Genomic DNA, 24,596 nt, shown 5'->3' on the forward strand with positions numbered 1-24,596 from the left:
TGCTCGTCATTCTCAATGCAAAAGCACGCGACGCGCGCATCGATTTCGCAAATGCAACTTGACACCCCAGATAGTCGCTCATCCGTCTCGGCGCTGCGCGCCGATCCACCTTCTCCCACAAGGGGAGAAGGACAGGACTGCGCACTACATCCTCACCCGCTCCGACTTCGGGTCGTACATCGGCTTCAGCGATGCTTCCGCCGCAAAACGCTCGCCGGCGATCTCGATCTCGTAGGATGAGGCCAGCACATCCGCCTCGCTCTCTCCCGGGCACTTGATATAGCCCAGTCCGACGGCGCCGCCGAGATGATGGCCGTAATTGCCTGATGTGATCGGACCGACGATCTCGCCGTCGCGCAGGATCGCCTCGTTGTGGAAGAGCAGGGGTTGCGGGTCTTTCAGGCGGAACTGCACCAGCCTACGGCTCAGTCCGGCTTCCTTCTTGCGCAGCACGGCATCACGCCCAATGAAGTCGCCCTTGGCCGTTTTGACGGCGAAGCCAAGGCCGGCTTCCAGCACGTTGTCCTCATCGGTGATGTCGTGGCCGAAATGCCGAAAGGCTTTTTCGACGCGGCAGGAATCCAGTGTGTGCAGGCCGCAGAGTTTCAGGTCGACATCCGCTCCTGCCTCTTCGATCGCTTCGAACACATGGGCTGCCTGATCGGTCGAGACATAGAGTTCCCAGCCGAGCTCGCCGACATAGGTGACGCGGTGGGCGCGGGCTAGGCCCATGCCGATCTCGATCTCCTGGAACGTGCCGAACGGGTTGGTTTCGTTGGAGAAATCGTTGGGACTCACCTTCTGAATCAGCTTTCGCGCATCCGGTCCCATCAGGCAGAGCACGCTTTCGGCAGCGGTGATATCCGTGATGACGACGAATTCGTCGGTGTGGTGTTTTCTCAGCCAGGCGAGGTCGCGCTGCAGTGTTGCACCTGGGACGACGAGGAAGAAGGCCGTTTCCGACAGCCGCGAGACCGTCAGGTCGCTCTCGATACCGCCGCGCTGGTTGAGCATCTGAGTGTAGACGATCTTGCCCGGCGCCACGTCCAAGTCGTTGGCGCAGAGCCTTTGCAGGAAGGCGCAGGCATCGCGGCCCTCGACACGGATCTTGCCGAACGAGGTCATGTCGAACAGGCCGACCTTGTTCCTGACCGCGAGATGTTCTTCGCGCTGGTTATCGAACCAGTTCTGGCGCTTCCAGGAATAGCGGTATTCGCGCTCCTGGCCCTCGCGGGCGAACCAGTTGGCGCGCTCCCAGCCGGCGACTTCGCCGAAGACAGCGCCACGCGCTTTCAAATGCTCGTGCAGGGGAGAACGCCTGACATTGCGCGACGTCGCCATCTGTCGGTAAGGGAAATGGTCGGCATAGAGCAGGCCGAGCGTTTCGGAGACGCGCTCCCGGAGGTAACGGCGGTTCTTCTGGAACGGCTGGGCGCGACGGATGTCGACTTCCCACAGGTCGAAGGGGGCTTCGCCGTCATTGATCCACTGCGCCAGCGCCATGCCGGCGCCGCCGGAGGAGACGATGCCGATCGAATTGTAGCCGGTCGCCATCCAGTAGCCGGACAGCTCCGGCGCCTCGCCGAGATAGTAGCGGTCGTCGGGCGTGAAACTCTCGGGACCGTTGAAGAAGGTGTGAATGCCGGCGGTCGCCAGCATCGGCATGCGGTTGACGCCCATTTCGAGGATCGGCTCGAAATGCTCCATGTCCTCCGGCAACTGGTCGAAGCAGAAATCCTCGCGGATGCCATCCATGCCCCAAGGCTTTGCCACCGGCTCGAAGGCGCCGAGCATCATCTTGCCGGCGTCCTCCTTGTAGTAGGCGCATTCGTCGGGCACGCGCAGCACCGGCAGCCGACCCAGACCGGGGATCGGTTCGGTGACGAGATAAAAATGTTCGCAGGCATGCAGCGGAATGGTGACGCCGTTCTGGGCGCCCAGTTCGCGCGCCCACATGCCGGCGCAGTTGACGACGATGTCGGCTTCGATGGTGCCTTGTTCTTCGCCTTGCGCCCAGGACACGCCGGTGACGCGACCGGCCTTGGTGTGGACCTTGGTGACCTTCACATTCTCGACGATGGTGGCGCCGCGCTGGCGCGCGCCTTTGGCCAGCGCCATGGCGATGTTGGCGGGGTCGCACTGGCCGTCGAGCGGCAGATGCACGGCGCCGACGACGTCCGAGACATTGAGATGCGGGTACATCTCACTGACTTCATTGGGTGAAATCTCGCGGACATCGACATCGAAGGCGCGCCCCAGCGACGCTTGCCGATAGATCTCGTGTTTGCGCTCCTCGGTCAGCGCCACGGTGATGGAGCCGACCCGGCGCATGCCGGTGCCGACTTCGGTCTCGGCTTCCAGCTTGGCGTAGAGGTCGGCTGAATATTTCGCCAGCCGGGTCATGTTCTGCGAACCGCGCAACTGGCCGATCAGGCCGGCGGCGTGCCACGTCGTGCCCGATGTCAGCTGCTTGCGTTCCAGGAGCACGATGTCGGTCCAGCCGAGTTTGGCCAGGTGATAGGCGACCGAACAGCCGGAGACGCCGCCGCCGATGATGACGGCGCGGGCTTTGGCAGGGATGGCCTTGGCGGTCATGCGGCCTCGCGACGATAGCTGGAAGCGAAACGGCGCAGCCGAAGCGCTGCTTCTTGCAGCACGGGCTCCGGCTGGCAGAGGCTGATGCGAATGTGCCCGGCGGCCGCCTCACCGAAGCTGGAGCCGGGCATCACGCCAACCTTTTCCTTGTCGAGCAAGGCCCAGGCGAATTTCTCGTCGTCCGGTTCGACGGCTGAGATGTCGAGCATGACATACATGCCGCCCTCCGAACCGCGCACGGTGACATCGTTCATGCCACGCACCGCATCGAGCAGGACGGTGCGGCGCGCGGCGTAGCGCTCGGCGATCTCCTTGACGCCGTAACGATTCTCCAGTGCCTCGGCGCAGGCGATCGAGATGAAGGCCGGCAAGCCATAGGTCGTCACCAGGTTGAGGTTGATCAGCAGTGTGATCATCGCCTCCGGACCAGTCAGCCAGCCCATGCGCCAGCCGGTCATGCCGTGGCTCTTGGACATGGAATTGATCACCAGCGTACGCTCGGCCATCCCTGGCAGCGAGCGCGGCGAGACATGTTCGCCGACACCCAGCGTCCAGTAGACTTCGTCCGACAGCAGCCAGAGGTCGTGCTCCCGGCAAACCTCGGCCAGTTGCTCCAGCCGCTCGCGCGAATAGACAGCACCTGTCGGGTTGTTCGGCGTGTTGATCAGGATGGCGCGCGTGTTCGGTCGTAGCGCCGCGCGGATCGTCTCGGCACGCGGTTGGAAGCCGTCTTCGGCGGGCGTTTCGACGACGGTGAAACTGGCACCGGCGGCGCTGAACGTGTTGGGATAGGTGGCGTAATAGGGCGCCACGACGATGGCGTGGTCGCCCTGGTCGAGCACGCCCTGCACGGCCGCGTAGAGTGCGGCCTGGCCGCCCGGTGTGGCGATGACCTGATCCGGCGACGTCTCGACGCCGGTGCAGGCGCTCGAGGCTGCCGCCATCGCCTTGCGCAGGCGCGGCAGGCCGGGAAGCGGGGTGTAGTGATGATTGCTGCCGCGAACCGCGGCCACGCAGGCTTCGATCGTTTGCGAAGGTGTGTCGAAGTCGTGATCGCCGACCGACAGCATGATGATGTCGTCGCCGGCCTCCTTGCGCGTCCAGGCGGCGAAATGGACTTCCCAGCCGTCCTTGCCCGAAGGCACGATGCCGGAAATGCGCGATGATGGTCTAGGCATGCAAAACTCCTGAAATTTCGTAGCCGGCGTGTTCGAGCCGGTCGCGCAGAGCGGCGATATGCGGCGGTCCGACTTCGCAGCAGCCGCCAACGATGCTGGCGCCAGCCTCCACCCAGCCGATCGCCTGATCGGCATAGGCATCCGGGCCGAGGTCGTGACGAGCATGCAGCACATCGACTGTGCCGCCGTGCTTGAGTGCCTCGGTAGAGGTGAAGCCATTGGCATAGGCGCCGATCGGGCCGCCGAGGTCGATCAGCTCGGGCAAGGCCGCGGCGATCGCTTCCGGCCGGCAGCAATTGACCAACCGCGCCGCGACTGCGAGGCCGTCGAGCGCGCTTGCCGCGGCGGCTATTGCCTCGCCGCTGCGCAGCCGCGGTTTGCCGTGATCGGCCAGCGTCCACGACACCCATACCGGCTTGCCGCTTTCCGACGCCGCGGTGACGGCCGCGCGCGCCTCCTCGGCGGACGCCATGGTTTCGCACAGGAACAGGTCGACGCTATCCGCTTGCTCGGCAACGATGCGGCGGTAGATGTCGAGCGTCTCCTCGAAGGAAATGGTCAGTGCCGGCGCGTAGCTGCCGAAAAGCGGCGACAGGCAGCCGGCGATCGCCGCGTCGCCGGCCTCGTCGCGAGCCTGCCTGGCCAATTCGATGCCGCGCTTCTGCAACGGCTTGAAGAGGTCTTCCGCGCCCTCGCGCGCCAGGCGTTCGGGCGTCGCCGAATAGGTGTTGATGGTGATGACCCGGGCACCGGCACGGATGAATTCCGCGTGCAGGTCGCGCACCAGATCCGGCTCGTCGATCAGGACCCTGGCCGACCAAAGCGGCGTCGGCTCGGATTGGCTGCGGCGAACCAGTTCCTGTCCCATTCCGCCATCGGTGAGAATAACCTTCTTCATGCGCGCAGCCTCTCGTTCTTCGGATCCCACAGAGGCTCGTATTTCTGCACGACCGCCTGGAAACGCTCGCCGAAGATTTCGACCTCGACGGTCGTGCCGGGTTCGGTCAGGTCGGCGCGCAGCATGCCGAGCGCGATCGACTTGTCGACGCGGTGGCCCCAGCCGCCCGACGTCGTCTCACCAACGATCTGGCCGTCATGCCACAGCGTCGACATGTAGGGAGCGTCGCAGTCGCCGGGGTTTTCGACGACCAGCGTGACGAAACGTTTCTTCACGCCTTGCTGCTTCTCGTTCAGCAAAGCCGCCTTGCCGCGGAAGTCGGGTTTATCCCATTTGACAAAGCGCTCGAGCCCACCCTGCAGGATCGAATAGTCGGTCGACAGGTCGCCCTTCCAGGTGCGGTAGCCCTTTTCGAGCCGCAGCGAATCCAGCGCATACATGCCGAACGGCTTCAGTCCGTGCTGTTGTCCTGCAGCGCAGACCACGTCGAAGAGGGCGGCGGTGTCGTCGACCCTGGTGTGAATTTCCCAGCCGAGTTCGCCGGCGAAGGAGACACGCACAAGCTTCGCCCAGCGGCCGGCGATCTTCGTCTCCTGATGCGTCAGCCACGGCAGAGCGAGGTCGGCATCGCAGATATCGGCGAGGATTTTCCTCGAGTTGGGTCCGGCCAGGATCTGGGTGGAGAATTCCTCGGTCCGGTCGATCAGCCTGAAAGGCGCATCCTTGGGCATGCGCGATTTCAGCCACTCGAAATCATGCCATTGCGCGACCGCCGCGGTGATCAGCGTCATCAAATTCTCGTCGTGACGCACGACGGACATTTCGGTGACGATGCGGCCCTTGTCATCGGCGAAATAGACGAGGCCGATGCGGCCGGGCTTGGGCACCAGCCCGGTGACCTGCAGGCTCAGCCATTCGGCGGCGCCCGGGCCGTCGAGGTTGAAGCGCGAGAATCCGGGCAAGTCGAGGATGCCGGCGGCGTCGCGCACCGCCAGGCACTCCTCGCGCACGCGGTGTTGCCACGGTCCGTCGCGGCGGAAGGTCAGCGTCGCTTCCTCCGAAACATCGTCGCCGTCTTGCGCGTACCAGGTGGCGCGCTCCCAGCCATTATAGGCATCGAAGCGCGCGCCGAACGCCTTGATACGATCGTGGATCGGCGACAGCTTGCGGTCGCGGCCTTCAGGCCAGGCATGACGCGGAAACTGGATGGCGTATTCGTTGCCATAGATCTCCATGCCCTTGGCGACGCAATAGTCCGGCGCCGAGGCAAAGGACGTGAAGCGGCGCGGATCGCACGACCACATGTCCCATTCGGTCTGGCCTTCAGTCACCCATTCGGCCAGCACCTTGCCGGCGCCGCCGCCCTGGGCGATGCCGAAGGTGAAGACGCAGGCCTCGAAGGCGTTGGGAACGCCGGGCATCGGGCCGATCAGCGGATTGCCGTCCGGCGTGTAGGGAATCGGCCCGTTGATGACCTTGGACAGGCCGGCCGTGCCAAGGATCGGCACGCGGGCGACGGCGTCGGCCAGATAATGTTCCAGCCGGTCGAGATCGTCGGGGAACAGCTGGAAGGAAAAATCCTCCGGCATCGGATCATTGTGGGTCGCCCAATGCGCGCGGCAATTGCGCTCGTAAGGGCCGAGATTCATGCCGTTCTTCTCCTGGCGCAAATAGTAGGAGGTGTCGACGTCGCGCAGCAGCGGCAATTTCTTGCCCTGTTCCTTCGACCACGCCGCCAGTTCGGGGATCTCCTCGAACAATATGTATTGATGGCTCATCACCATCATCGGTACCTCGCGGCCGAACATCCGGCCCACTTCGGCGGCGCGGTAGCCGGCGGCGTTGACGACGATCTCGCAGCGGATCTCGCCTTGCGCTGTTACAACCACCCACTCGTCGTTCTCGCGGCGCACGCCTGTGACCGGGCAGAAGCGGATGATTTTCGCGTCCATGTCGCGCGCGCCCTTGGCCAGCGCCTGGGTGAGCTGCGCCGGATCGATGTCGCCATCGCTCGGGTCATAGAGCGCGCCCTTCAGATCATGCGTCTCGATGAAGGGATAGCGCCGCTTGATCTCGTCGACGCCGACGATGTCGATGTCCATGCCCTGATAGCGGCCCATGCCCTTGGCGCGCTGGAATTCCTGCATGCGCTCTTTCGCATGGGCAAGGCGCAGCGAGCCGGTGACGTGATAGTTCATGGGATAGTCGACCGCGTCGGCCAGCCCGCGATAAAGCTCGGTCGAATAACGCTGCATGTTCATCAGAGACCAGGACGAGGAGAAGGTCGGCACGTTGCCGGCGGCATGCCAGGTCGAGCCGGAGGTCAGCTCGTTCTTTTCCAGAAGCACGCAGTCGGTCCACCCCGCCTTGGCGAGATGATAGAGCGAGGAGGTGCCGACGGCACCGCCTCCGATGATCACCACGCGCGCCGTGCTCGGCAAACCCGCCATGTTCTTCTCCCAAACTTTAACTCAATAGACCGGCGGCGAAACCACCCAGATGACAATTGCCGGCTCGGCCCCCGGATTGCGCCAGCGGTAAGGCTTGCCTTCGAAGCGAAAGGAATCGCCCTCGCCAAGCCGATGCCAGACGCCTGCTATCTCGATGTCGAACAGTCCGGACGCGACGTATCCGGCTTCCTCGGTCGGCCGCTGCGCCTCGGCCTTCAGTTCCGCGCCCGGTGCGAAGACCGAACGCACCATCTCGAAGCTACCGCCGAGATCGGGCGACAGAAGCTCCTCCACCAGGCCGGATTCGCTTGTGCCAAGCGTGCGGCGCCTGCCGGCGCGCACAACCACGCCGCGCTCGCTTTCGACAGGTACGTCATGGCTGAAGAACAGGCTGATCGGCACGCCGAACAGTTCGGCGAAGGCCCTGAGGTCGCTGAGCGATGGCGTCGACAAGCCACGCTCGACTTGGCTGACCCAACCGACCGAACGGTCAAGCTTCAGGCCGATCTCTGCCAGCGTCAGACCACGCAGTTTGCGCAAGGCCCTGATATCGCCGGCCAGCACGCGTTCGTCAGGTCCCTGCAATGTTCTTGCGGCAGGCGAAGGCAAAGGGCTCACTTCGTGAAAAATTCCAGATAAATTTCATGAGAAGTCAAGCGCATGAAAAAATCAAGTGGATTTTCACAGATGCAGAAGATTTGCTTGCACGATTTTGACGGTTCATGCAAAGGCTCGGGCACGAACGGCGAGTGGGGACGTCTGGTCGAGACGAGGGTAAGGACGGCCCATGCTGGAAAACAACACTCGAATCGCGAGCGAAGCCGAGATTATCGACGAGGCGATTCTGTCGCGCCGTTCGGTGCGCGCGTTCCTCCCCGACATGGTCGACGACAATACGATCCGCGCCATTCTGGCGGTTGCGGCGCGCGCTCCGTCCGGTACCAACATGCAGCCATGGAAGGTCTACGTCACCAAGGGCGAGACCAAGCAGCGGATCACCGACGCCATTCTCAATTCCGGAATTCGCGCCGAAAAAGCCGATTGGGACGAATACCGCTACTATCCCACCCAGTTCTTCGAGCCTTATCTGACCCGCCGCCGCGCCAACGGCTTCGGCCTCTATGGTGCGCTCGGCATCGGCCGCCGCGAGGTCGACAAGATGCGCGCCCAGCACGACCGCAACTTCGTCTTCTTCGATGCGCCGGTCGGCATGATCTTCACCATCGACCGCCGGCTCAACCAGGGCTCGTGGATCGACTACGGCATGTTCCTGCAGAACATCATGGTCGCGGCGCGGGGCAGGGGTTTGCACACTTGCCCACAAGCAGCGTTTGCACCCTACCACCGGCAGATCAGGCCGGTGCTCAACATTCCCGACGAGGAGATCGTCGTCTGCGGCATGGCGCTTGGCCATGAGGACATATCCAAACCGGAAAACACCTTCCGCACCGACCGCGTGCCGCTGGAAGAGTGGGTGACGTTCAGCGAGTAAGCAAGGAAACCGGGTGCGCCTTGAGCGACACGCTCTATGCCGCGGCCCAAACAGAACGAAACCTGAAGTCATCCTGCGTGTGGAGCGTCCAATGAACGAGCTGGTGGCGGTTGTCCGCTTTTGGCGCGCCGTCGTGCAGCAGTCGTAGCCGACAGGGCGGAGTCTACTGCACCTCGTAGCCGACTTCCTCGCTCGCGTGACACAGCGCCTTCCAGAACGACCGCGCGAACGAGCGGAAGACATAGATGTCGAACTGGTCGGCGCCGGTGCGCTGGATCTGGGCGAAGACATCGTGATGGGCGGTCGAGCGACCGGCGCCGACCGGAAAGGCCGGCAGCGAAAAGTCGATGGCGAAGAACTTTGCCAGCACCCATTCGGCCTTCGGCCCGGCAATGCGGATGGCGGTGCGGCCATGCGAAAGGTCGGTGATCGTACCGATGGCCGGGGTGACCACCTTGGCAAAGGCAGCGGCCAACCCTTCGGCCTCGTCGGCCACGGTGAACTTTCCCGGCGCGAAGCCGAATACCGACTTCACGCCGTCGCTCAAGCCGCCGCCGGCGCCATCGGGCAGAGCAAGCCCGGTGACGGTTCGGATGGCTGATATCAGCTTCTTCTCCTCGCCAGGCCAGGCGGCGAGCTGTACGATCGAGCCCGGCTGCATCTCGGTCAGGATGATTTCGACGCCGTGCTCGAAATTGCCGTGCGAGCCGACATGAAATTCCGGATCGAGGGGCGATTGGCGCTCAACCATGCATGCGGCTCCCGTCCGGATCGAAGAAGTGGTTGGAGACGATCTCGACCGGTCCGAACCGGTTGCGCAAGGGATCGGAGACATGGGCGCGCGTGCCGCGCCGTGCCTTGCCGCCCTTGACCAGCGCCAGCGCGATATGCTTGCCGAGTGCCGGCGAATAACAGCACGCGGTGATGTGGCCGATCGAGCCGTGCGGATTGGCCTCGTCAACCTCTTCGACAATGTGCGCGCCGCCATTGAGCGGCCGGTTGTCGAGGGCGATCAGGCCGACCAGTTCCAGCCGGTCAGCCGCTATCAGGCCTTCGCGGTCCATCATCGCCGAGCCGATGAACGGCTTCTTCTTCGACAGCATCCAGTCGAGATGCAAATCGCGCGCAGTGGTGCGGCCATCGATCTCGGCGCCGGTGACATGGCCCTTTTCGATGCGCATCGTGCCCAGCGCCTCGAGCCCGTAGGTGACCAGACCGAACGGTCTGCCGGCCTCGATCAGCGCTTCCCAGACATGCGTGCCATGGCCGGCGCCGGAATAGACCTCGAACGCCATTTCACCGGAGAAGGAGAGCCGGCAAATCATCACCGGCACATCCGATATCTCGCCGCGAACGATGCCCATGAACGGCAAGGTGGCATTGTCGACCGATGTGCCGGTGACACAAGCGGCAAGGATCTCCCTGGCCTTCGGCCCGCCGATCGCGGCGCCCGCCCATTCGTCGGTCACCGAGGTGACGTGGACCTTCAGGTCCGGCCAGATCACGTCGAGGAAATATTCCAGGTGCTGCATCACCTTGCCGGCGTTGGCCGTGGTGGTGGTCATCAGGAAATCCTGCTCGCCGAGGCGCCAGGTGGTGCCGTCGTCGAAGGCGAGGCCGTCCTCGCGCAGCATCAGGCCATAGCGAGCCTTGCCGACGGCCAGCGTCGAAAACATGTTTGTGTAGACGCGATCGAGGAACGCAGCGGCGTCGGGCCCTTGCACGGCGATCTTGCCCAGTGTCGAGACATCGACGATGCCGGCGGTCTCGCGCGTCGCCTTGGCCTCGCGGACATAGGCTTGCTCGATTGTCTCGCCGGCAAGGCCGTAGATCATCGGACGGTACCAGAGGCCGGCGGAATACATGGTCGCGCCGTTAGCGAGATGCCAGTCATGCATCGGCGTCAGCCGCTCTGGCTTCAGGTCGCCAAAACGCTCCGCCGCCAGCGAGCCGATCGAAACCGGCGCAAAGGGCGGCCGGAAGCGTGTCGTGCCGACCTCGGGGATCGGCTTGCCCAGCGCTTCGGCCATGATGGCAAGGCCGGGGACGTTGGAACTCTTGCCCTGGTCGGTCGCCATGCCGAGCGTGGTGTAGCGCTTCAGATGCTCGACCGAGACGAAGCCTTCGCGGTGCGCCAGCCGAACGTCCTCTGCTGTCACGTCGTGCTGGAAGTCGACAAAGCTCTTGCCCTTGGCCCTGATCTCGAACACCGGAGCCGGATCGGGATCGCCTGGTACGGCTTCGACGGTCGGCAGCACGGACGGTGTGCTCTGCCCGCCGGCGGCGGCAAGGCCCGCGGCGCGGCCTTCGGCGAGTGCTTCGAGCGTCGAGAAACTGCCGGTGAACGCGCCGGCGCCGATCCATTTCTGTGTCGGCTTCGGCGGCAGGAAGGCTTGCCGCGCGGCATTCCATTCCGCCTTGGCGCCGGCCTGGCTGGCCAGATGGATGGTCGGCGACCAGCCGCCGGACATCAGCAGGCAATCGGCATGGATGCTGCGTGCGTCGCCGATGAGCGCGCCGTTGGTCATGTCGAAGCGTTGCAGCTTGAGGCCGGACAGCGCCTTGCCGCCTTCGGTGGCGACGACGGCATGGCCGGCGAAGATCTCTGCCTCGGCCTCTGCGGCCAGCTTGCGCATCTCTGGCGAAAGCTCCGGCCTGATATCGGCGATGGCGACGACCGCGGCTCCGGCTTTCTTCAAGGCGACCGCCGCCCGATAGGCGCTGTCGTTGTTGGTGAACAACGCGATCCGCTCGCCCGGCAGCACGCCGAACTCGTTGGCATAGCGCTCGGCGGCATGCGCCAGCATCACGCCTGGCCGGTCATTGCCCGGGAATACCAGCGGCCGCTCGAAAGCGCCGGTGGCCAGAACCACGGATTTGGCGCGTATCGCCCAGTAACGATGGCGCGGCTCGCCCTTGCCGGGCTGCTCCTTGTGGTCGCTGACCCGTTCGAGCGCGGCAAGCGTGTTGTTGTCGTAATAGCCCCACACCGTGGTGCGCGGTAAAAGCCGGATATTGTCGCGGCCTTCGAGCTGGGCGACGATGCGGCGGGCCCAATCGGCGGCCGGCGCACCGTCAATCGTTTCGTCGGACCAGTTGGCCGAGCCGCCGAAACGCGGCTCGAGATCGGCCAGCATGACGCGCGCGCCCTGATCGGCGGCGGCCTTGGCGGCCATCAGTCCGGCCGGGCCGGAGCCGACCACCAGCACGTCGCAAAAGGCGTTCATGCGCTCGTTGCGGGCCGGGTCCTTCGCCGATCCGGCGCTGCCGAGACCGGCGGCGCGGCGGATGAAATGTTCGCAGAACATCCAGAAGCGCGTGCCCTTCAGCGGGCCGAACGCCGGTCCCATGAAGGTCTTGTAGTAGAAGCCGGCCGATAGGATCTTGCCGCCGAGCTGGTTGACGGCGTTGATGTCCCAAGCAAGCGAGGGAAAGCGGTTCTGGCTGATGGCGACCAGCCCGTCATGGATCTCGACCATGGTCGCCGGAATGTTGGGCTCGCGGACCTCGCCCTTCAGCACCGTCACCAGGGCATTGGGCTCCTCGACGCCAGCCGTCAGCAGGCCGCGCGGGCGGTGGTATTTGAACGAGCGACCGAAGAGGGTGACGCCCTTGGCCAGCAGCGCCGATGCCAGCGTATCGCCGGCATGGCCGGTATAGGGCGCGCCGTCGAAGGTGAAGCGGATGGTTTTCACCCGGTCGATGCGACCGCCGATGTCGGTGCGGCGCGGGCTCATGACTTGCCCTCCGCCTTGCGGCGCGCGGCCGAGGTGTGATCGCCGCGCCCATGATCACCCCGTATGAAGGCGACGCTCAAAATCTCATGCGTCAGCGTGTTGCGCACGACCCTCAGATGCGCGCGGCAACCGCCGGAATGCTGCCAGATCTCGTTGTGGTCGCCGGCCGGGTTCAGCCTGTCATAGACGTAGGCGTTCCACGCCTCGAAATTCTGCGAGGCGGGGTCGGGACGCTCGCGGTTGCCGTCACCTTGATAGGTGAACTCGATGACGTCGCGCGGGCCGCAATAGGGGCAGGTGATCAGCACGGAATGCTCCTAATGAAGCCGCGGGTTTGCACCCTGGCCCTTGTCGTCGATCACCAGGCCGCGATGAAAGCGGTCGAGCGTGAAGGGGGCATTGAGATCGTGCGGCTGGTCCTTGGCGATGGTCCAGGCAAAGCACCAGCCGGAAGCCGGCGTCGCCTTGAAGCCGCCATAGCACCAGCCGCAGTTGAGATACATGCCGGGCAGGGGGCCGGTGACGATGATCGGCGAGCCGTCCATCGACATGTCGCAGACGCCGCCCCAGGAGCGCAGCATGCGAACGCGGGCAAGGCCCGGGAACAGCGCCAGCATCTCGCTCATCACTTCGTCGACGATAGGCAGATTGCCGCGCTGGGCATAGCTGTTGTAGCCGTCGATGTCGCCGCCATAGATGAGACCGCCCTTGTCCGACTGCGACATGTAGAAATGGCCCATGCCAAACGTCACGACGGTATCGATGAAGGGTTTCAGCGATTCGGTGACGAAGGCCTGCAGCACATGGCTTTCGATTGGCATCCTCTCGATGCCGGCCAGCTGCATGACGCGTCCGGTGCTGCCGGCGACCGCGACAGCCACCTTCTTGGCGCGTATGTCGCCGCGCGACGTCGTGACGCCTGTGATGCTGTCGCCATCGCGCAGGAAGCCGGTGACCTCGCAATTCTCGATGATGTCGACGCCGCGTCGGTCGGCGCCGCGCGCGTACCCCCAGGCCACCGCATCGTGACGGGCGGTGCCCGCGCGCCTTTGCATCAGGCCGCCGACCACCGGAAAGCGTGCGCTGTCGGAGATATCGAGCGCCGGTATCAGGCGCTTGATCCGCGCCGGCGTCATCAGCTCGGCGTCGACGCCGAGATGGCGCATGGCATTGCCGCGCCTTGCATAGTCGTCGAACTGGGCCGGCGTGTGTGCCAGGTTCAGGCAGCCGCGCTGCGAGAACATGACGTTGTAGTTGAGCTCGTGCGAGAGGTTCTCCCACATCTTCATCGAGTGTTCGTAGAAGCGGGTGTTAGCCGGCAGCAGGTAGTTCGAGCGCACGGCCGTCGTGTTGCGGCCGACATTGCCTGAGCCGAGCCAGCCCTTTTCCAGCACAGCGACATTGGTGATGCCGTGTTCCTTGGCGAGATAGTAGGCGGTGGCCAGCCCATGACCGCCGCCACCGATGATGACGACATCATAGGATGCCTTCGGGTCCGGCTTGCGCCAGGCCGGCTTCCAGTCCTTGTTTCCCTTGAGCGCGTTCGCGAGCAGCGAAAAGGCCGAGTACTCTGCCATCATTGTCATCCGGTTCGGGCGATGCGGCAGACTATAGAGCAGGCCGCATCCGCAAAGCCAATATTGCGCCATTGCCTTTCGACTGGCCGACGCCTGTGTGATCGGATGGGCCAGCGATGACTGCGACGGCTTGCCCCGTGATATGGCCGTCTTTATCAAGGACAGGCTTTCAAATTGCCTCGCCGCCCGTGAGTCGCCGTCAAAATCATGATCTTCCGATTGTTTCGCCTCATTTTGATTCTCGCGCTTGTCGTTTCGGCGACGCTGTCGTTCGACGCGGCGGCGCAAGGGCTTGGCCAGGCGCCAGCCGGACTGGTCGCCGACCAGCAGAAGATCATTCAGGGGCTGACGACCAAGACCGACAATTTCGAGAAGCAGATCCAGCAGGACGCCGAGGATGATGGCAGCCTCGTCGATATCCGGCTGCAGCTCGAGGAACTGTCGCGCCAATCGCTGACCAGCGCGCTGGCCTTCCGCACGCGCCTTGGCGAGATCAACAGCCGGCTTGAACAGATCGGGCCCGCGCCCGCCGCCGGCCAGCCGCCGGAGCCCGATATCGTCAGCGGCGAACGCCAGGCGCTGACATCGGAAAAGGCGGAGATCAACGCCGTTATCTCGCAAGCCCAGTCCTTGTCGATCCGCATCAGCGGGCTGATCGACAAGATCGGCAACATGCGCAGCGAGCTGTTCCGCAATGTGCTCACCAAGCGCTACGTGCTGTCCGACGCGCTGAGCCCGCAGGTTTTTTCGGACGCCAGGGACGAATTCGGCAATTTCTACAAGGCCGTGTCGTCCTGGCTGAGCTTCGCCTTCAAGTTCAAGTTCCAGGCCATCCTCGCGGCTACCTTCGTGGCGCTCGGGCTGGCTTTGGTGCTGCTGGTCGGTGGCAGGCGCCTGTTCGGGCGCGTGTTCGAAGCCGACCCCGCCAATGAAGATCCATCCTATCTCAGCCGTCTATCGGTGGCCTTTTGGTCTACCTTGCTGCCGACGCTGGCGGTCGGCGTGTTCCTGGCCTCCACGGTGTTCTTTTTCAATTATTACAATGTGTTGCGCGGCGACATCGGCCTCTTCTTGAATGCGCTCGCGGCCGTCATCGGCGTGGTGTTCTGCGTCAACCGGCTGACCAATGCGGCGCTTGAGCCGCGGCTGCCGAACTGGCGCCTTATTCCCGTCGAGACGGGGCCGGCGCGCTGGCTGGTGCGGCTGACGACAGCCATGGCCGTGGTCATCGGCGTCAACTATTTCCTGTCGGTGATCAACGACAAGATGGGCTCGCCGCTGTCGCTGACCATCGCCCGCAGTTTCGGCGCCACCATCATCGTCGGCATCATCCTGATCCTGATGGCGATGCTGAGGCCGTTCAAGGCGCGTGACGGAAGCTGGCGGCCGTGGCCGGCATGGCTGCGCTATACATCGCTCGCGCTCGGTCTTTTCACCATCGTCGCCGCGCTGCTCGGCTATATCGGCCTCGCCTTGTTCGTCTCGCTACAGGTCGTCGTCACCGGCACCGCGCTGATCACCGCCTATATCGGCTTCCTGTCGGCGCGGGCGATCGGCGAGGAGGGCGCTTTCGCCGACACCTCCGTCGGACGCTGGCTGTCGGCCAATTCGAGCTACGAGGACACCGCACTCGACCAGCTCGGCCTCGTCGTCAGCGTCGCCATCAATGTGATGATCGTGCTGGTCTTCCTGCCGCTGATCCTGTTGATGTGGGGCTTCCAGCCCGGCGATATCGAGGCCTGGGCCTACAAACTGGCAACCGGGATCAATCTCGGCTCGGTGACGATTTCGGTCACCGGCATCCTTTCGGGCATCGTCGTCTTCATCATCGGCTATTTCCTGACGCGCTGGTTCCAGGGCTGGCTCGACGGTTCGGTGATGGCGCGCGGCAAGGTCGATACCGGGGTTCGCAATTCGATCCGGCTGGCGGTCGGCTATGCCGGCGTCGCGCTGGCGGCACTGGTCGGCATATCGGCGGCGGGCATCGACCTCTCCAGTCTGGCGCTGGTCGCCGGCGCTCTTTCCCTCGGTATCGGTTTTGGCCTGCAGAATGTGGTGTCCAATTTCGTCTCCGGCCTGATCCTTTTGGCCGAGCGGCCGTTCAAGGTCGGCGACTGGATCGTCGCCGGCGATGTCAGCGGTACCGTGAAGAAAATCAGCGTGCGCGCCACGGAGATCGAGACCTTCCAGCGGCAATCGGTCATCCTGCCCAATTCGAACCTGATCAACAACGCCGTCGGCAATTGGACGCACCGCAACAAGCTCGGCCGCGTCGACATCAAGGTCGGCGTCGCCTATGGCAGCGACGTCAAGCAGGTTCATGCCGTCCTGCTGGACATCGCACGCGGCCATCCTATGGTGCTGAAAAACCCCGAACCCTTCGTGCTGTTTTCCAACTTCGGGCCTGCCGCACTCGAATTCGAGATCCGCGTGTTCCTGGCCGACGTGATGAACGGCAACATCGCGCAGAACGACATCCGATTTGCCGTGCTCGAAAAATTCAGCAGCGAGCACATCGAAATTCCATCGACGCCGCGCGCCGTCGTCGATGCCCACAAGCCCAAAGCCTGGCCGACCGACGACGACAAGATCGAGGCCGACTTCGCCGAACAGGAGCAGGCCAAGCTGGAAGCCGCGGCCGAAGCGAAACGGACCGCCAAGACAGGGCGCAAGCTGCGCAAGCCCGATCCCGACTAGGTGCCGATTGACGCGCTCGGACCGGCCAAAGCCAATTGCGGCATGAATGCGGCATTCAGTTGCGGTTCAGCTTCCATCTCATATAAGCTCCCATGCAAAGGCGAAAATGCCTTGCGAAATGCAACAGAGGCGGTGGGAACACCGATATTGCACCATGTGGAAGTCTCTCGTCGCTGCCGCCGCTTTGTTCGCCGTGAGCGGCTCGACCCATGCCGCAAGCGCGGTCAACAAGGACGCCGAGACCCGCACGCTGATCGTGACCGAGGGTGGCAGCAAAAGCGATCTGGCGCTGGCTGCTGGCGAAACCGTTGAATTCTGCCCGAATGGCTGTTTCGTCACCTTGCCCAATGGCGACCTCGAAGCCCTGACCGGCTCGGAAACGGTCGAAATCTCGGGTGGTGTCGCCCGCATCAAGTAATTTCGACGGCATGACAGGAAAGGCCGGGCATTTGCTCGGCCTTTTATCGTTTCCGGTATCGATTGTTTAACAATGAGGCCGGAAATACCGCCACGGCAGCCGTCTACAACCGTGCGTTTTAACGTTCGCTACGCCATCCCCCGCTATACCTGCCCTCAAGACGCCGAATAGCGGCGCGCAACGAGATTCCGGTTTCCCGGATCATACGCGGGCGGGGCAGGACGGACATGGATGCGCGGTCGGACAGGAACGCAATACCGCTTGCGGTCGATCTCGACGGCACGCTGATCGCGACCGACCTGTTGTGGGAAGGCCTGTTCATCCTTCTCAAGAAGAACCCGCTCTATATCTTCCTCGTGCCTTTCTGGGCCGCCGGCGGGCCGGGGCGGCTGAAGCAGGCGATCGCGCAGCGCATCGACATCGACCCGGCATCGCTGCCCTATCGCGAGATGCTGCTTTGCCGCCTCCGTTCAGAACACGCCGAAGGCCGCAAGATCGTGCTGGCGACCGGCACGCCGCGCAAGTTCGCGGACGCCATCGCTGCCCACCTCGGCATCTTCGACCGGGTGCTGGACACCGACTGTCTCGCCAATCTCACCTCGAGCAGGAAGCGCGCGTCGCTGATCGCGGCCTATGGCGATGGCGGCTTCGACTACGCCGGCAACAGCCGCCATGACCTCCAGGTCTTCGATGCCGCACGCAACGCGATTGTCGTCGCGCCCGACCGTCATGCCGCACGCTGGCAGGCAGCGCACGGCGCCGAGACGATGCTGGCGCCAAAGCCGACCTTGCGGACCATCGTAAAGATGCTGCGCGTCCATCAATGGCTGAAGAATTCGCTGATCGCGGTGCCGATGGTGCTCTCGCATGAATATTTCAACATCGATATGATCTGGGAATGCCTGCTGGCGTTCGTCTCGTTCAGCGCGGTGGCATCGGCCATCTATATCCTCAATGATTTCTTCGACCTCGCGCTCGACCGCAAACACCTCGCCAAGCGCAACAGGCCGTTCGCCAGCGGTGCGCTGTCGATCCCGTTCGGCCTTGGCGCGATCGCCGTGCTTCTGGCGATCGGCGTCGGCACCGGGCTGTTTTTATCGCCCGAATTCCTGGCCGTGCTCGGCGGCTACATCGTGGTCACCACGGCCTATTCGCTGTCGTTCAAGCGCATGCTGCTGGTCGACGTGCTGACGCTCGCCGGCCTCTACACGATCCGCGTCCTGGCCGGTGCGGCGGCGACCGGCGTCGATGTCTCGTTCTGGCTGCTCGCCTTCTCGATCTTTTTCTTCCTGTCGTTGGCGCTGGTGAAGCGTTTTGTCGAACTGCGCATCACCGCCATCCCGCATGGCGAGCGCATTGCCGGCCGCGGCTATCGCACCGAAGACCAGGAGATCGTTGCCCAGGCCGGCATGGCCTCGGCCTTCTCTTCGGCCCTGGTGCTGGCGCTCTACATGGACAGCGTCGCGGTGCGGGAGCTTTATCCGCATCCGTGGCTGATCTGGCCGCTGGCGCCGATCGTGCTGTATCTGACCATGCGAGTCTGGATCCTGGCGCGCCGCGACGAGATGCATGACGATCCGGTCGTCTTCATCATTCGCGACTGGCGCAGTCAGATCGTGGTGCTGATCGGCGCGGTGATGCTGGTCATCGGGGGCTGGTAGGCATGGCCACTGAGCGCTTCCCAAGCTTTGGCCTTGCCACATCGCCGGCGACGCGCGTCATCGGTACCGATGAGGCGATCGCGCTGCTGAAGGGTGGGCAGGCCGGGCCGGCGTCGCTGCTTGCCTATGGCAACGGGCGCTCCTATGGCGATTCCTGTCAGAACGAGGCCGGCGCGATCATCGACATGCGGTCGCTGAACAGGATCCGCGCCTTCAACGCCGAGACCGGTGTTCTGGAAGCAGATGCTGGCGTGCTGCTGTCCGACATCATCGCCCACGTCGCCCCTTACGGCTTCTTCCCGGCGGTTGTTCCAGGCACGCAATTCGTCACGCTCGGCGGCGCCATCGCCAATGACGTGCATGGCAAGAACCATCACCGGCGCGGAACATTCGGCTGCCATGTCGAGACACTCACGCTGCTCAAATCCGACGGGAAGACCCGTCGCTGCTCGACAACGGACAATGCGCGGCTGTTTCGGGCGACGATCGGCGGCATGGGGCTGACCGGTCTCATCCTGTCGGCCTCGATCCGGTTGATGCGGGTTCCTTCCCTCGACATCGTCGAAAAGGCGACACCGTTTCGCGATCTCGACGAGTTCTTCGGTTTGGCCGAGGCGGCCGATCAGGCCAATGAGTACGCGGTCGCCTGGATCGACCAGCTTGCCGGCGGCCGCAACAGCGGTCGCGGCCTGCTGTTGTCAGGCAATCATGCCGAGCACGGTTCGCATACCGCCTCACGCGCCGGCGGCAAGCTCTCGGTGCCGGTCCAGCTGCCGTTCAATGTGCTCAACCGGCCATTCCTGACCGCCTTCAGCGCCGCCTACAGGTGGAAGAAAGGGCGCTCGACTGCACCGCGCCAGACTGGCTACCAGGGCTTCTTTTTCCCGCTCGACGGCGTGCGCGACTGGAACCGGCTTTATGGACCTAAAGGGCTTTTCCAGCACCAGAGCGTGGTGCCGGAAGAGACGGCGCGCGAGGCGGTGCCGGCGCTGCTGGCGGCTGCAAGGCAAGCCGGGCAGGGCTCGTTCCTCACCGTGCTGAAACGCTTCGGCTCCATCCGCTCGCCGGCGCTGCTGTCGTTCCCGCGTCCCGGCTACACGCTGACGCTGGATTTCCCCAACAGGGGCGCGGCGACGCTGGCGTTGCTGCGGGAACTCGATCGCATCACGGTCGAGGCGGGTGGCGCGGTCAATCCCTACAAGGACGCCCGCATGGGCGCCGACATCTTCGCGTCGTCCTTTCCCGAATGGCCACGGCTGGAGGCGCTGCGCGATCCCGCCTTCCTATCGAGTTTCTGGGCGCGGACGGCAAGGAAGCTGGACCTGCGGCGGGGTGTCGTCGAAGCCGCGGAATAGATAAATTTCGAGTAATTCATGGTTATCGGACCGTTAAAAATACACGGTTCACTCAAAACATTCTTGCGGCTTCACGAAATGTTTGCGGGTTTGTAATAGGAAGCGCGAAGGGGTGGCTTGGAACACATGAAATACATCGTCTTCATTCTCTTTACGGTCATGACCAATGCTGCCGCACAGCTGATGCTGAAGCAAGGCATGATGTCGCTCGGGCCGATCTCGTTCGAGGGCGTCAATCCGCTCATCAAGCTGTTGCAGATCGTCTTCAGCCCATGGGTGTTCCTGGGCCTCTGTACTTTCGTCATCTCGATGGCCTCGCATCTCTATGTGCTGTCCAAGGTCGAGCTTTCCTTCGCGTATCCATTCCTCAGCCTCGCCTATGTGGCCGTCGCCATCTTCGCCTATTTCGTCTTCCGCGAGGACCTCAATGGCTGGCGCATCGCTGGCATCGCCTGCATCTGCGTCGGCACGGTGCTGATCGCCCAAAGTGGGCGAGGACATGCGGACCAGACGGCTTCCATCACGCCCGACAAGATCCAAGCAAACGAGACTGTTCGATGAGACATGTGATTTTCGGCGGCGACGGTTTCGTCGGCCGCCACCTTGCCCCGAAGCTGGTGGCCGATGGTGAAGAGGTTGTCGTCGCCGACATCGTCAAGAACGACCTGCCGCATTACCGCAATGTCGGCTTTATCCAATGCGACGTCACCGATCCGGCCTCGATCGCGGCTGTCGGGCTCAAGGCCGACGACATGGTCTACAATCTGTCGGCCAAGATGCTGTCGCCGATCCAGGTGCGCGCCAAGCGGCACGACTTCTTCTTCCCGGTGAATTTCCACGGTACCGAGCACATCCTGCAGGCCATGGACAGAGCTGGCGCAGCCAAGCTCGTCCACTATACGACCGATATGATCTACGGCCACACGGTCACCAAGCCGATGACCGAGGAGCATCCGGTCGCGCCGCTTGGCGAGTATGGCTGGTCGAAGCAGAAGACCGAGGAACTGGCCGCCGAATGGCGCAAGCGCGGCATGTCGATCTCGCTGTTTCGCCCGCGCCTGATCATCGGCCCCGGCCGTCTCGGCATTCTCGAAAAACTGTTCAAGCTGATCGACTGGAGTTTACCCGTGCCGATGATCGGCTCGGGCAAAAACCCCTATCAGTTCATTTCTGTTTTCGATTGTGCGGAAGCTGCCCGCGCGGCCTGGAAAGCCGGCGTGCCTGATGAGGCCTATAATCTGGGTTCGCTCAACCCGCCCCCCGTCAAGAAATTGCTCGGCGACCTGATCAGGCATGCCGGCTCGAAATCGATCCTGATCCCGACACCGGGGTGGGCGGTCAAGCGCACGCTCGACCTGCTCGACCTCATGAACATGCCGATCATGGATCCGGAACAATATCTGATCGCCGACGAGGAGTGCGTGCTCGACGTGTCCAAGGCCGGGCGCCAGCTCGGCTGGGTGCCGCAATATCGCGACGAGGACATGCTGATCGCCGCCTACAGCGAGTACCGCGCCAGGAAAGCCGGTCCCACTGTGGCCACCAAACATGTGCCTGCCGAATAGCGGCTCGCAAAACAGCTTTCGTTGCGCCCGATCCTGGTCGTGCGCGCAGACAGGAGATTGAAATGACCGTCATGGCCAAGCCCGAGCAGACCAACGTGCGCACCATGGTCAGCGCGCCGTCGCTGTCGCCCGCCACCATCGCCAAGCCCGATTTGATCAGCGTCGAGCAGGCCAAGGCGATGGATGTCGCCCGTATGACCGACCTGTTCAAGGCGCATCTCAACCCCGGCCAGCTGCATTTCATGAAGCTGCTCGGCTTCCACAAGATCAAGATCGAGCGCGCCGAAGGCATGTTCTACATCGACCAGAACGGCCGCAAGATCCTCGATTTCTTCGGTGGTTTCGGTTCGCTGGCCTTCGGCCACAACCATCCGCGCATCTTGGAAGCACGGAAAAAATTCCAGGAGGAGCAGCGCCAGGAAATCGCCATCGCCTTCATGTCGCAATACGCGGCGGCCCTCGCGCACAACATCGCGAAGTGCTCCCCCGGCGATCTCGACATGGTGTTTTTGGGCTCGTCCGGCTCGGAAGCCATGGAAGCGGCGGTGAAGCTCGCCGAGCGCGCCGCCGGCCCGAAGCGGCCGAAAATCGTCTATGCCGAGAATTCCTTCCACGGCAAGACCAAGGGCGTGCTGGGCATTACCGACGGCCAGCTCTATCGCGCCGACTTCAAGGTGGCGGACAACACGGTCCGCATTCCGTTCGCCGACATCGAAGCCGTCGGGCGCCTGTTCCGTTCCGACCCCGAGGTTGGCGTCATCGTGCTCGAAACCATCCAGGGCGGCGGCGGCATCATCCAGGCGCCGGCCGAATACTGGCGGAAGCTGCGCGCGCTGTGCGACCAGTATGGCGTGCTGTGGGTCGCCGACGAAGTGCAGTGCGGCTACGGCCGCTCGGGCCGCTTCTATGCCTTCGAGCATTACGGCGTCATTCCCGACGTGACCGCGCTGGCCAAGTCGCTCGGCGCCGGCAAGGCAGCGGTCGGCGCGATGATCGCGCGGCGCGAGGTCTACATGAAGGCCTATGGCACGCCGAAGACGGCAATGATCCACGCCATGGCGACCTTCGGCGGCATGGGCGAGGCCTGCGTCACCTCGATCGAAGGGCTCAACGTTCTCTATGACGAGGGGCTGATCGACAACGCCGCCGTCACCGGCGACTATCTGCTGCAGCGCCTGCAGGCGCTCAAGGAAAAATACCCGAAGATCATCAAGGATGTGCGCGGCAAAGGCTTTATGGTCGGCCTTGAGTTCCACGACTTCTCGCAGACCTTGCCGATGGTGCTGCGGCCTATCGTCAGCGTGCTCGACGACAAGCTGAAGGGCTCGCTGTCGGGCTTTGTCGGTGCGCTGCTGCTGCGCGACTATGACGTGCTGGTCGCCTTCACCGAATACAACCGCAACGTCATCCGGCTGGAGCCGCCGCTGATCTGCCGGCCTGAGCATGTCGACCGCTTCGTCGATGCTTTCGACAGCCTGCTGTCGCGCGGCATCGTGTCGATCGTCAAGGACTTCGTCAAAAGCCAAGTCCGCTAAAAGGAAGCTCGCTGAGTACAACGATGCTGACCAAGTCGCCCGCTCCGCAAAACCCACTCGACCGGCTCGCCGGGGCCGGTCTGGCGTGGGGCGAGGGGACCTATGCGCGGCTGGCGGCACCGATTGGCGCGGCGGCCTTCGCGCTCTACATCCTTTTGACGGCGTTCACCGCCTGGGTGATGCCAGACGCCAACTGGGACATGCTGCCTTATCTCGCCATATCAGAGGAAGGCACCTATCCCGATGCGCAGGCGCGGCATGACTACGCCTACAACACGGTCAAATCAGGTGTTTCGGCTGCTGACTACGAGGCGCTGACCGACGATGGCGGCGGCTTCCGCAGCCATATGACGGAGAATGCCGCCGACTTCCATTCGCTGCTTGGCATGTACCGGATCAAATTCCTCTACGCCGAGATCCTGTCGACGCTGAGCGCGGTGATGTCGCCGGTCGAGGCAATGCGCCTGGTATCGGTGTTCTCCGTGCTGCTGTTTGGCGCGATCACGCTGCTTTGGCTGCGCTCCGAGCGGGCTCTGGCCCTGGCGCCTTTGGTCGGCGCGGTGCTGATCATGGCCGATTTCGGCGATGCGGCGCGCGCCTCGACGCCGGACCTGTTGTGCTCGGCGCTGCTGCTGGGCGGGCTTTACGCCTATGTCCGCGGCCGCGAGGTGGCAACGGCGATCCTGCTCTTCCTCGCCTTCATGGTGCGGCCCGACAACGTTGTTTTCCTTGCTATTTTCGCTGTGCTGCTGGTCGTGTTCCGGCAGAAGGCATGGGGCGCGCTGGCCGGCTTTGCGGCTTCTTTCGTCGCCTACTTCGCCATTTCGCACTGGGCCCATCATCCTGGATGGTGGCCGCATCTGTGGTTCTCCAGCATCGAGCAGCAGTACAATATGGACGGGTTCGCGCCGCCATTCTCGGTCACTGCCTATCTCAAGGCGTTCGCCACGTCACTGCTGCGCGCCGTCAGCCTGAACAGCTGGGTCGGGGTGTCGGTGCTGGCACTGGCGGGCTGGTATGCGGCCGGCCGTGCCGGCTTCCGCCTCGATCGCCGCGCCGGCATCCTGTTTGCGGCGCTGGTGCTCGGTGCGCTGGCGAAGTTCACCGTCTTCCCGATTCACGACACCCGCATCTATTTCCCGCATCTGATCCCATCCTTCCTGCTGCTGGCGACACCGTTCATGGCTCTGTGGGCAACATTGGGGCATGGCCAGCATCGCGTCGCCTTGCCAATCATTCCCGGAGACAAGTCATGAGTTGGGTATCCAGCCTGGCGCGAATTGCCCTGTCGCTTGGTCTTCCCAAGGGAGTTCTCGATCGCGGGCCGTCGCTGCGCGGCACAAAGTTCCTGGCCAGGGCGGCGCTGAAGGCGCCGACTGGATTGTCTTCGAACAGCTCGACCTCAAGCGCTAACGCCCCGGCATGATCAAGGTCGAGG

General features: G+C 63.5%; 19 protein-coding genes. 10 read left to right on the forward strand and 9 right to left on the reverse strand.

Annotated elements, in window-relative coordinates:
- Window positions 1-144 precede the first annotated feature (144 nt).
- From NKH03_RS02510 to NKH03_RS02530, 5 genes are read right to left on the reverse strand one after another with little or no spacing between them, the layout of a single operon-like run.
- Window positions 145-2,595 (reverse strand): GcvT family protein, encoded by a 2,451-nt coding sequence (locus tag NKH03_RS02510; protein ID WP_352966994.1) that lies wholly within the window; start codon window positions 2,593-2,595, stop codon window positions 145-147.
- Entirely contained in the window at window positions 2,592-3,773 is a 1,182-nt protein-coding gene (locus tag NKH03_RS02515) for a pyridoxal phosphate-dependent aminotransferase (protein ID WP_352966996.1), read from the reverse strand. The genes NKH03_RS02510 and NKH03_RS02515 overlap by 4 nt, the downstream gene beginning before the upstream one ends.
- On the reverse strand, window positions 3,766-4,671 hold the full coding sequence (locus NKH03_RS02520; RefSeq protein ID WP_352867421.1) for a homocysteine S-methyltransferase family protein: 906 nt from the start codon (window positions 4,669-4,671) through the stop codon (window positions 3,766-3,768). The genes NKH03_RS02515 and NKH03_RS02520 overlap by 8 nt, the downstream gene beginning before the upstream one ends.
- Window positions 4,668-7,121, reverse strand: coding sequence for a GcvT family protein (locus tag NKH03_RS02525; RefSeq protein ID WP_352966998.1), 2,454 nt, complete (start codon window positions 7,119-7,121; stop codon window positions 4,668-4,670). The genes NKH03_RS02520 and NKH03_RS02525 overlap by 4 nt, the downstream gene beginning before the upstream one ends.
- A gap of 21 nt (window positions 7,122-7,142) precedes the next feature.
- A complete protein-coding gene (locus NKH03_RS02530; RefSeq protein WP_352966999.1) occupies window positions 7,143-7,706 on the reverse strand; it encodes a helix-turn-helix domain-containing protein in 564 nt (187 codons plus the stop codon).
- A gap of 202 nt (window positions 7,707-7,908) precedes the next feature.
- Between NKH03_RS02530 and NKH03_RS02535 the strand changes: the two genes are divergently transcribed.
- On the forward strand, window positions 7,909-8,613 hold the full coding sequence (locus NKH03_RS02535; RefSeq protein ID WP_352867427.1) for a nitroreductase: 705 nt from the start codon (window positions 7,909-7,911) through the stop codon (window positions 8,611-8,613).
- A gap of 163 nt (window positions 8,614-8,776) precedes the next feature.
- On the opposite strand, the gene NKH03_RS02540 is transcribed toward NKH03_RS02535, so the two are convergent.
- Genes NKH03_RS02540 through NKH03_RS02555 form a run of 4 tightly spaced genes read right to left on the reverse strand, consistent with a single transcriptional unit; the run spans window position 8,777 to window position 13,927 of the window.
- Window positions 8,777-9,364, reverse strand: coding sequence for a sarcosine oxidase subunit gamma (locus NKH03_RS02540; protein WP_352967000.1), 588 nt, complete (start codon window positions 9,362-9,364; stop codon window positions 8,777-8,779).
- Window positions 9,357-12,350 (reverse strand): sarcosine oxidase subunit alpha, encoded by a 2,994-nt coding sequence (locus NKH03_RS02545; RefSeq protein WP_352967001.1) that lies wholly within the window; start codon window positions 12,348-12,350, stop codon window positions 9,357-9,359. The genes NKH03_RS02540 and NKH03_RS02545 overlap by 8 nt, the downstream gene beginning before the upstream one ends.
- The gene (locus tag NKH03_RS02550; protein WP_352867434.1) at window positions 12,347-12,658 is read right to left on the reverse strand and encodes a sarcosine oxidase subunit delta; all 312 of its coding nucleotides are present in this window, start codon (window positions 12,656-12,658) and stop codon (window positions 12,347-12,349) included. The genes NKH03_RS02545 and NKH03_RS02550 overlap by 4 nt, the downstream gene beginning before the upstream one ends.
- Before the next feature lie 9 nt (window positions 12,659-12,667).
- On the reverse strand, window positions 12,668-13,927 hold the full coding sequence (locus NKH03_RS02555) for a sarcosine oxidase subunit beta (RefSeq protein WP_352967199.1): 1,260 nt from the start codon (window positions 13,925-13,927) through the stop codon (window positions 12,668-12,670).
- Between the two features lie 207 nt (window positions 13,928-14,134).
- Between NKH03_RS02555 and NKH03_RS02560 the strand changes: the two genes are divergently transcribed.
- The 9 genes from NKH03_RS02560 (at window position 14,135) to NKH03_RS02600 (ending at window position 24,584) form a co-directional block, all read left to right on the forward strand.
- On the forward strand, window positions 14,135-16,624 hold the full coding sequence (locus tag NKH03_RS02560) for a mechanosensitive ion channel family protein (RefSeq protein ID WP_352867438.1): 2,490 nt from the start codon (window positions 14,135-14,137) through the stop codon (window positions 16,622-16,624).
- Between the two features lie 154 nt (window positions 16,625-16,778).
- Window positions 16,779-17,042 (forward strand): hypothetical protein, encoded by a 264-nt coding sequence (locus tag NKH03_RS02565; protein WP_352867440.1) that lies wholly within the window; start codon window positions 16,779-16,781, stop codon window positions 17,040-17,042.
- Between the two features lie 227 nt (window positions 17,043-17,269).
- Window positions 17,270-18,703, forward strand: coding sequence for a UbiA family prenyltransferase (locus NKH03_RS02570; protein WP_352867442.1), 1,434 nt, complete (start codon window positions 17,270-17,272; stop codon window positions 18,701-18,703).
- A 2-nt stretch (window positions 18,704-18,705) separates the two neighbouring features.
- Window positions 18,706-20,058, forward strand: a complete 1,353-nt coding sequence (locus tag NKH03_RS02575) for an FAD-binding oxidoreductase (protein WP_352967002.1) — start codon at window positions 18,706-18,708, stop codon at window positions 20,056-20,058.
- Between the two features lie 126 nt (window positions 20,059-20,184).
- Window positions 20,185-20,619 (forward strand): EamA family transporter, encoded by a 435-nt coding sequence (locus NKH03_RS02580; RefSeq protein WP_352867448.1) that lies wholly within the window; start codon window positions 20,185-20,187, stop codon window positions 20,617-20,619.
- Window positions 20,616-21,623: an NAD-dependent epimerase/dehydratase family protein gene (locus NKH03_RS02585; RefSeq protein WP_352867451.1), complete on the forward strand. Its 1,008-nt coding sequence runs from the start codon at window positions 20,616-20,618 to the stop codon at window positions 21,621-21,623. Before NKH03_RS02580 ends, NKH03_RS02585 begins: the two co-directional genes overlap by 4 nt.
- A 104-nt stretch (window positions 21,624-21,727) precedes the next feature.
- Window positions 21,728-23,158: an aspartate aminotransferase family protein gene (locus tag NKH03_RS02590; RefSeq protein ID WP_352867675.1), complete on the forward strand. Its 1,431-nt coding sequence runs from the start codon at window positions 21,728-21,730 to the stop codon at window positions 23,156-23,158.
- Window positions 23,159-23,181: 23 nt separating this feature from the next.
- Window positions 23,182-24,414, forward strand: coding sequence for a hypothetical protein (locus NKH03_RS02595; RefSeq protein WP_352867454.1), 1,233 nt, complete (start codon window positions 23,182-23,184; stop codon window positions 24,412-24,414).
- The gene (locus NKH03_RS02600; RefSeq protein ID WP_352867457.1) at window positions 24,411-24,584 is read left to right on the forward strand and encodes a hypothetical protein; all 174 of its coding nucleotides are present in this window, start codon (window positions 24,411-24,413) and stop codon (window positions 24,582-24,584) included. The genes NKH03_RS02595 and NKH03_RS02600 overlap by 4 nt, the downstream gene beginning before the upstream one ends.
- Window positions 24,585-24,596 lie beyond the last annotated feature (12 nt).

The sequence above is a fragment of the Mesorhizobium sp. M1406 genome, assembly GCF_040317555.1.
GTDB lineage: Bacteria > Pseudomonadota > Alphaproteobacteria > Rhizobiales > Rhizobiaceae > Mesorhizobium.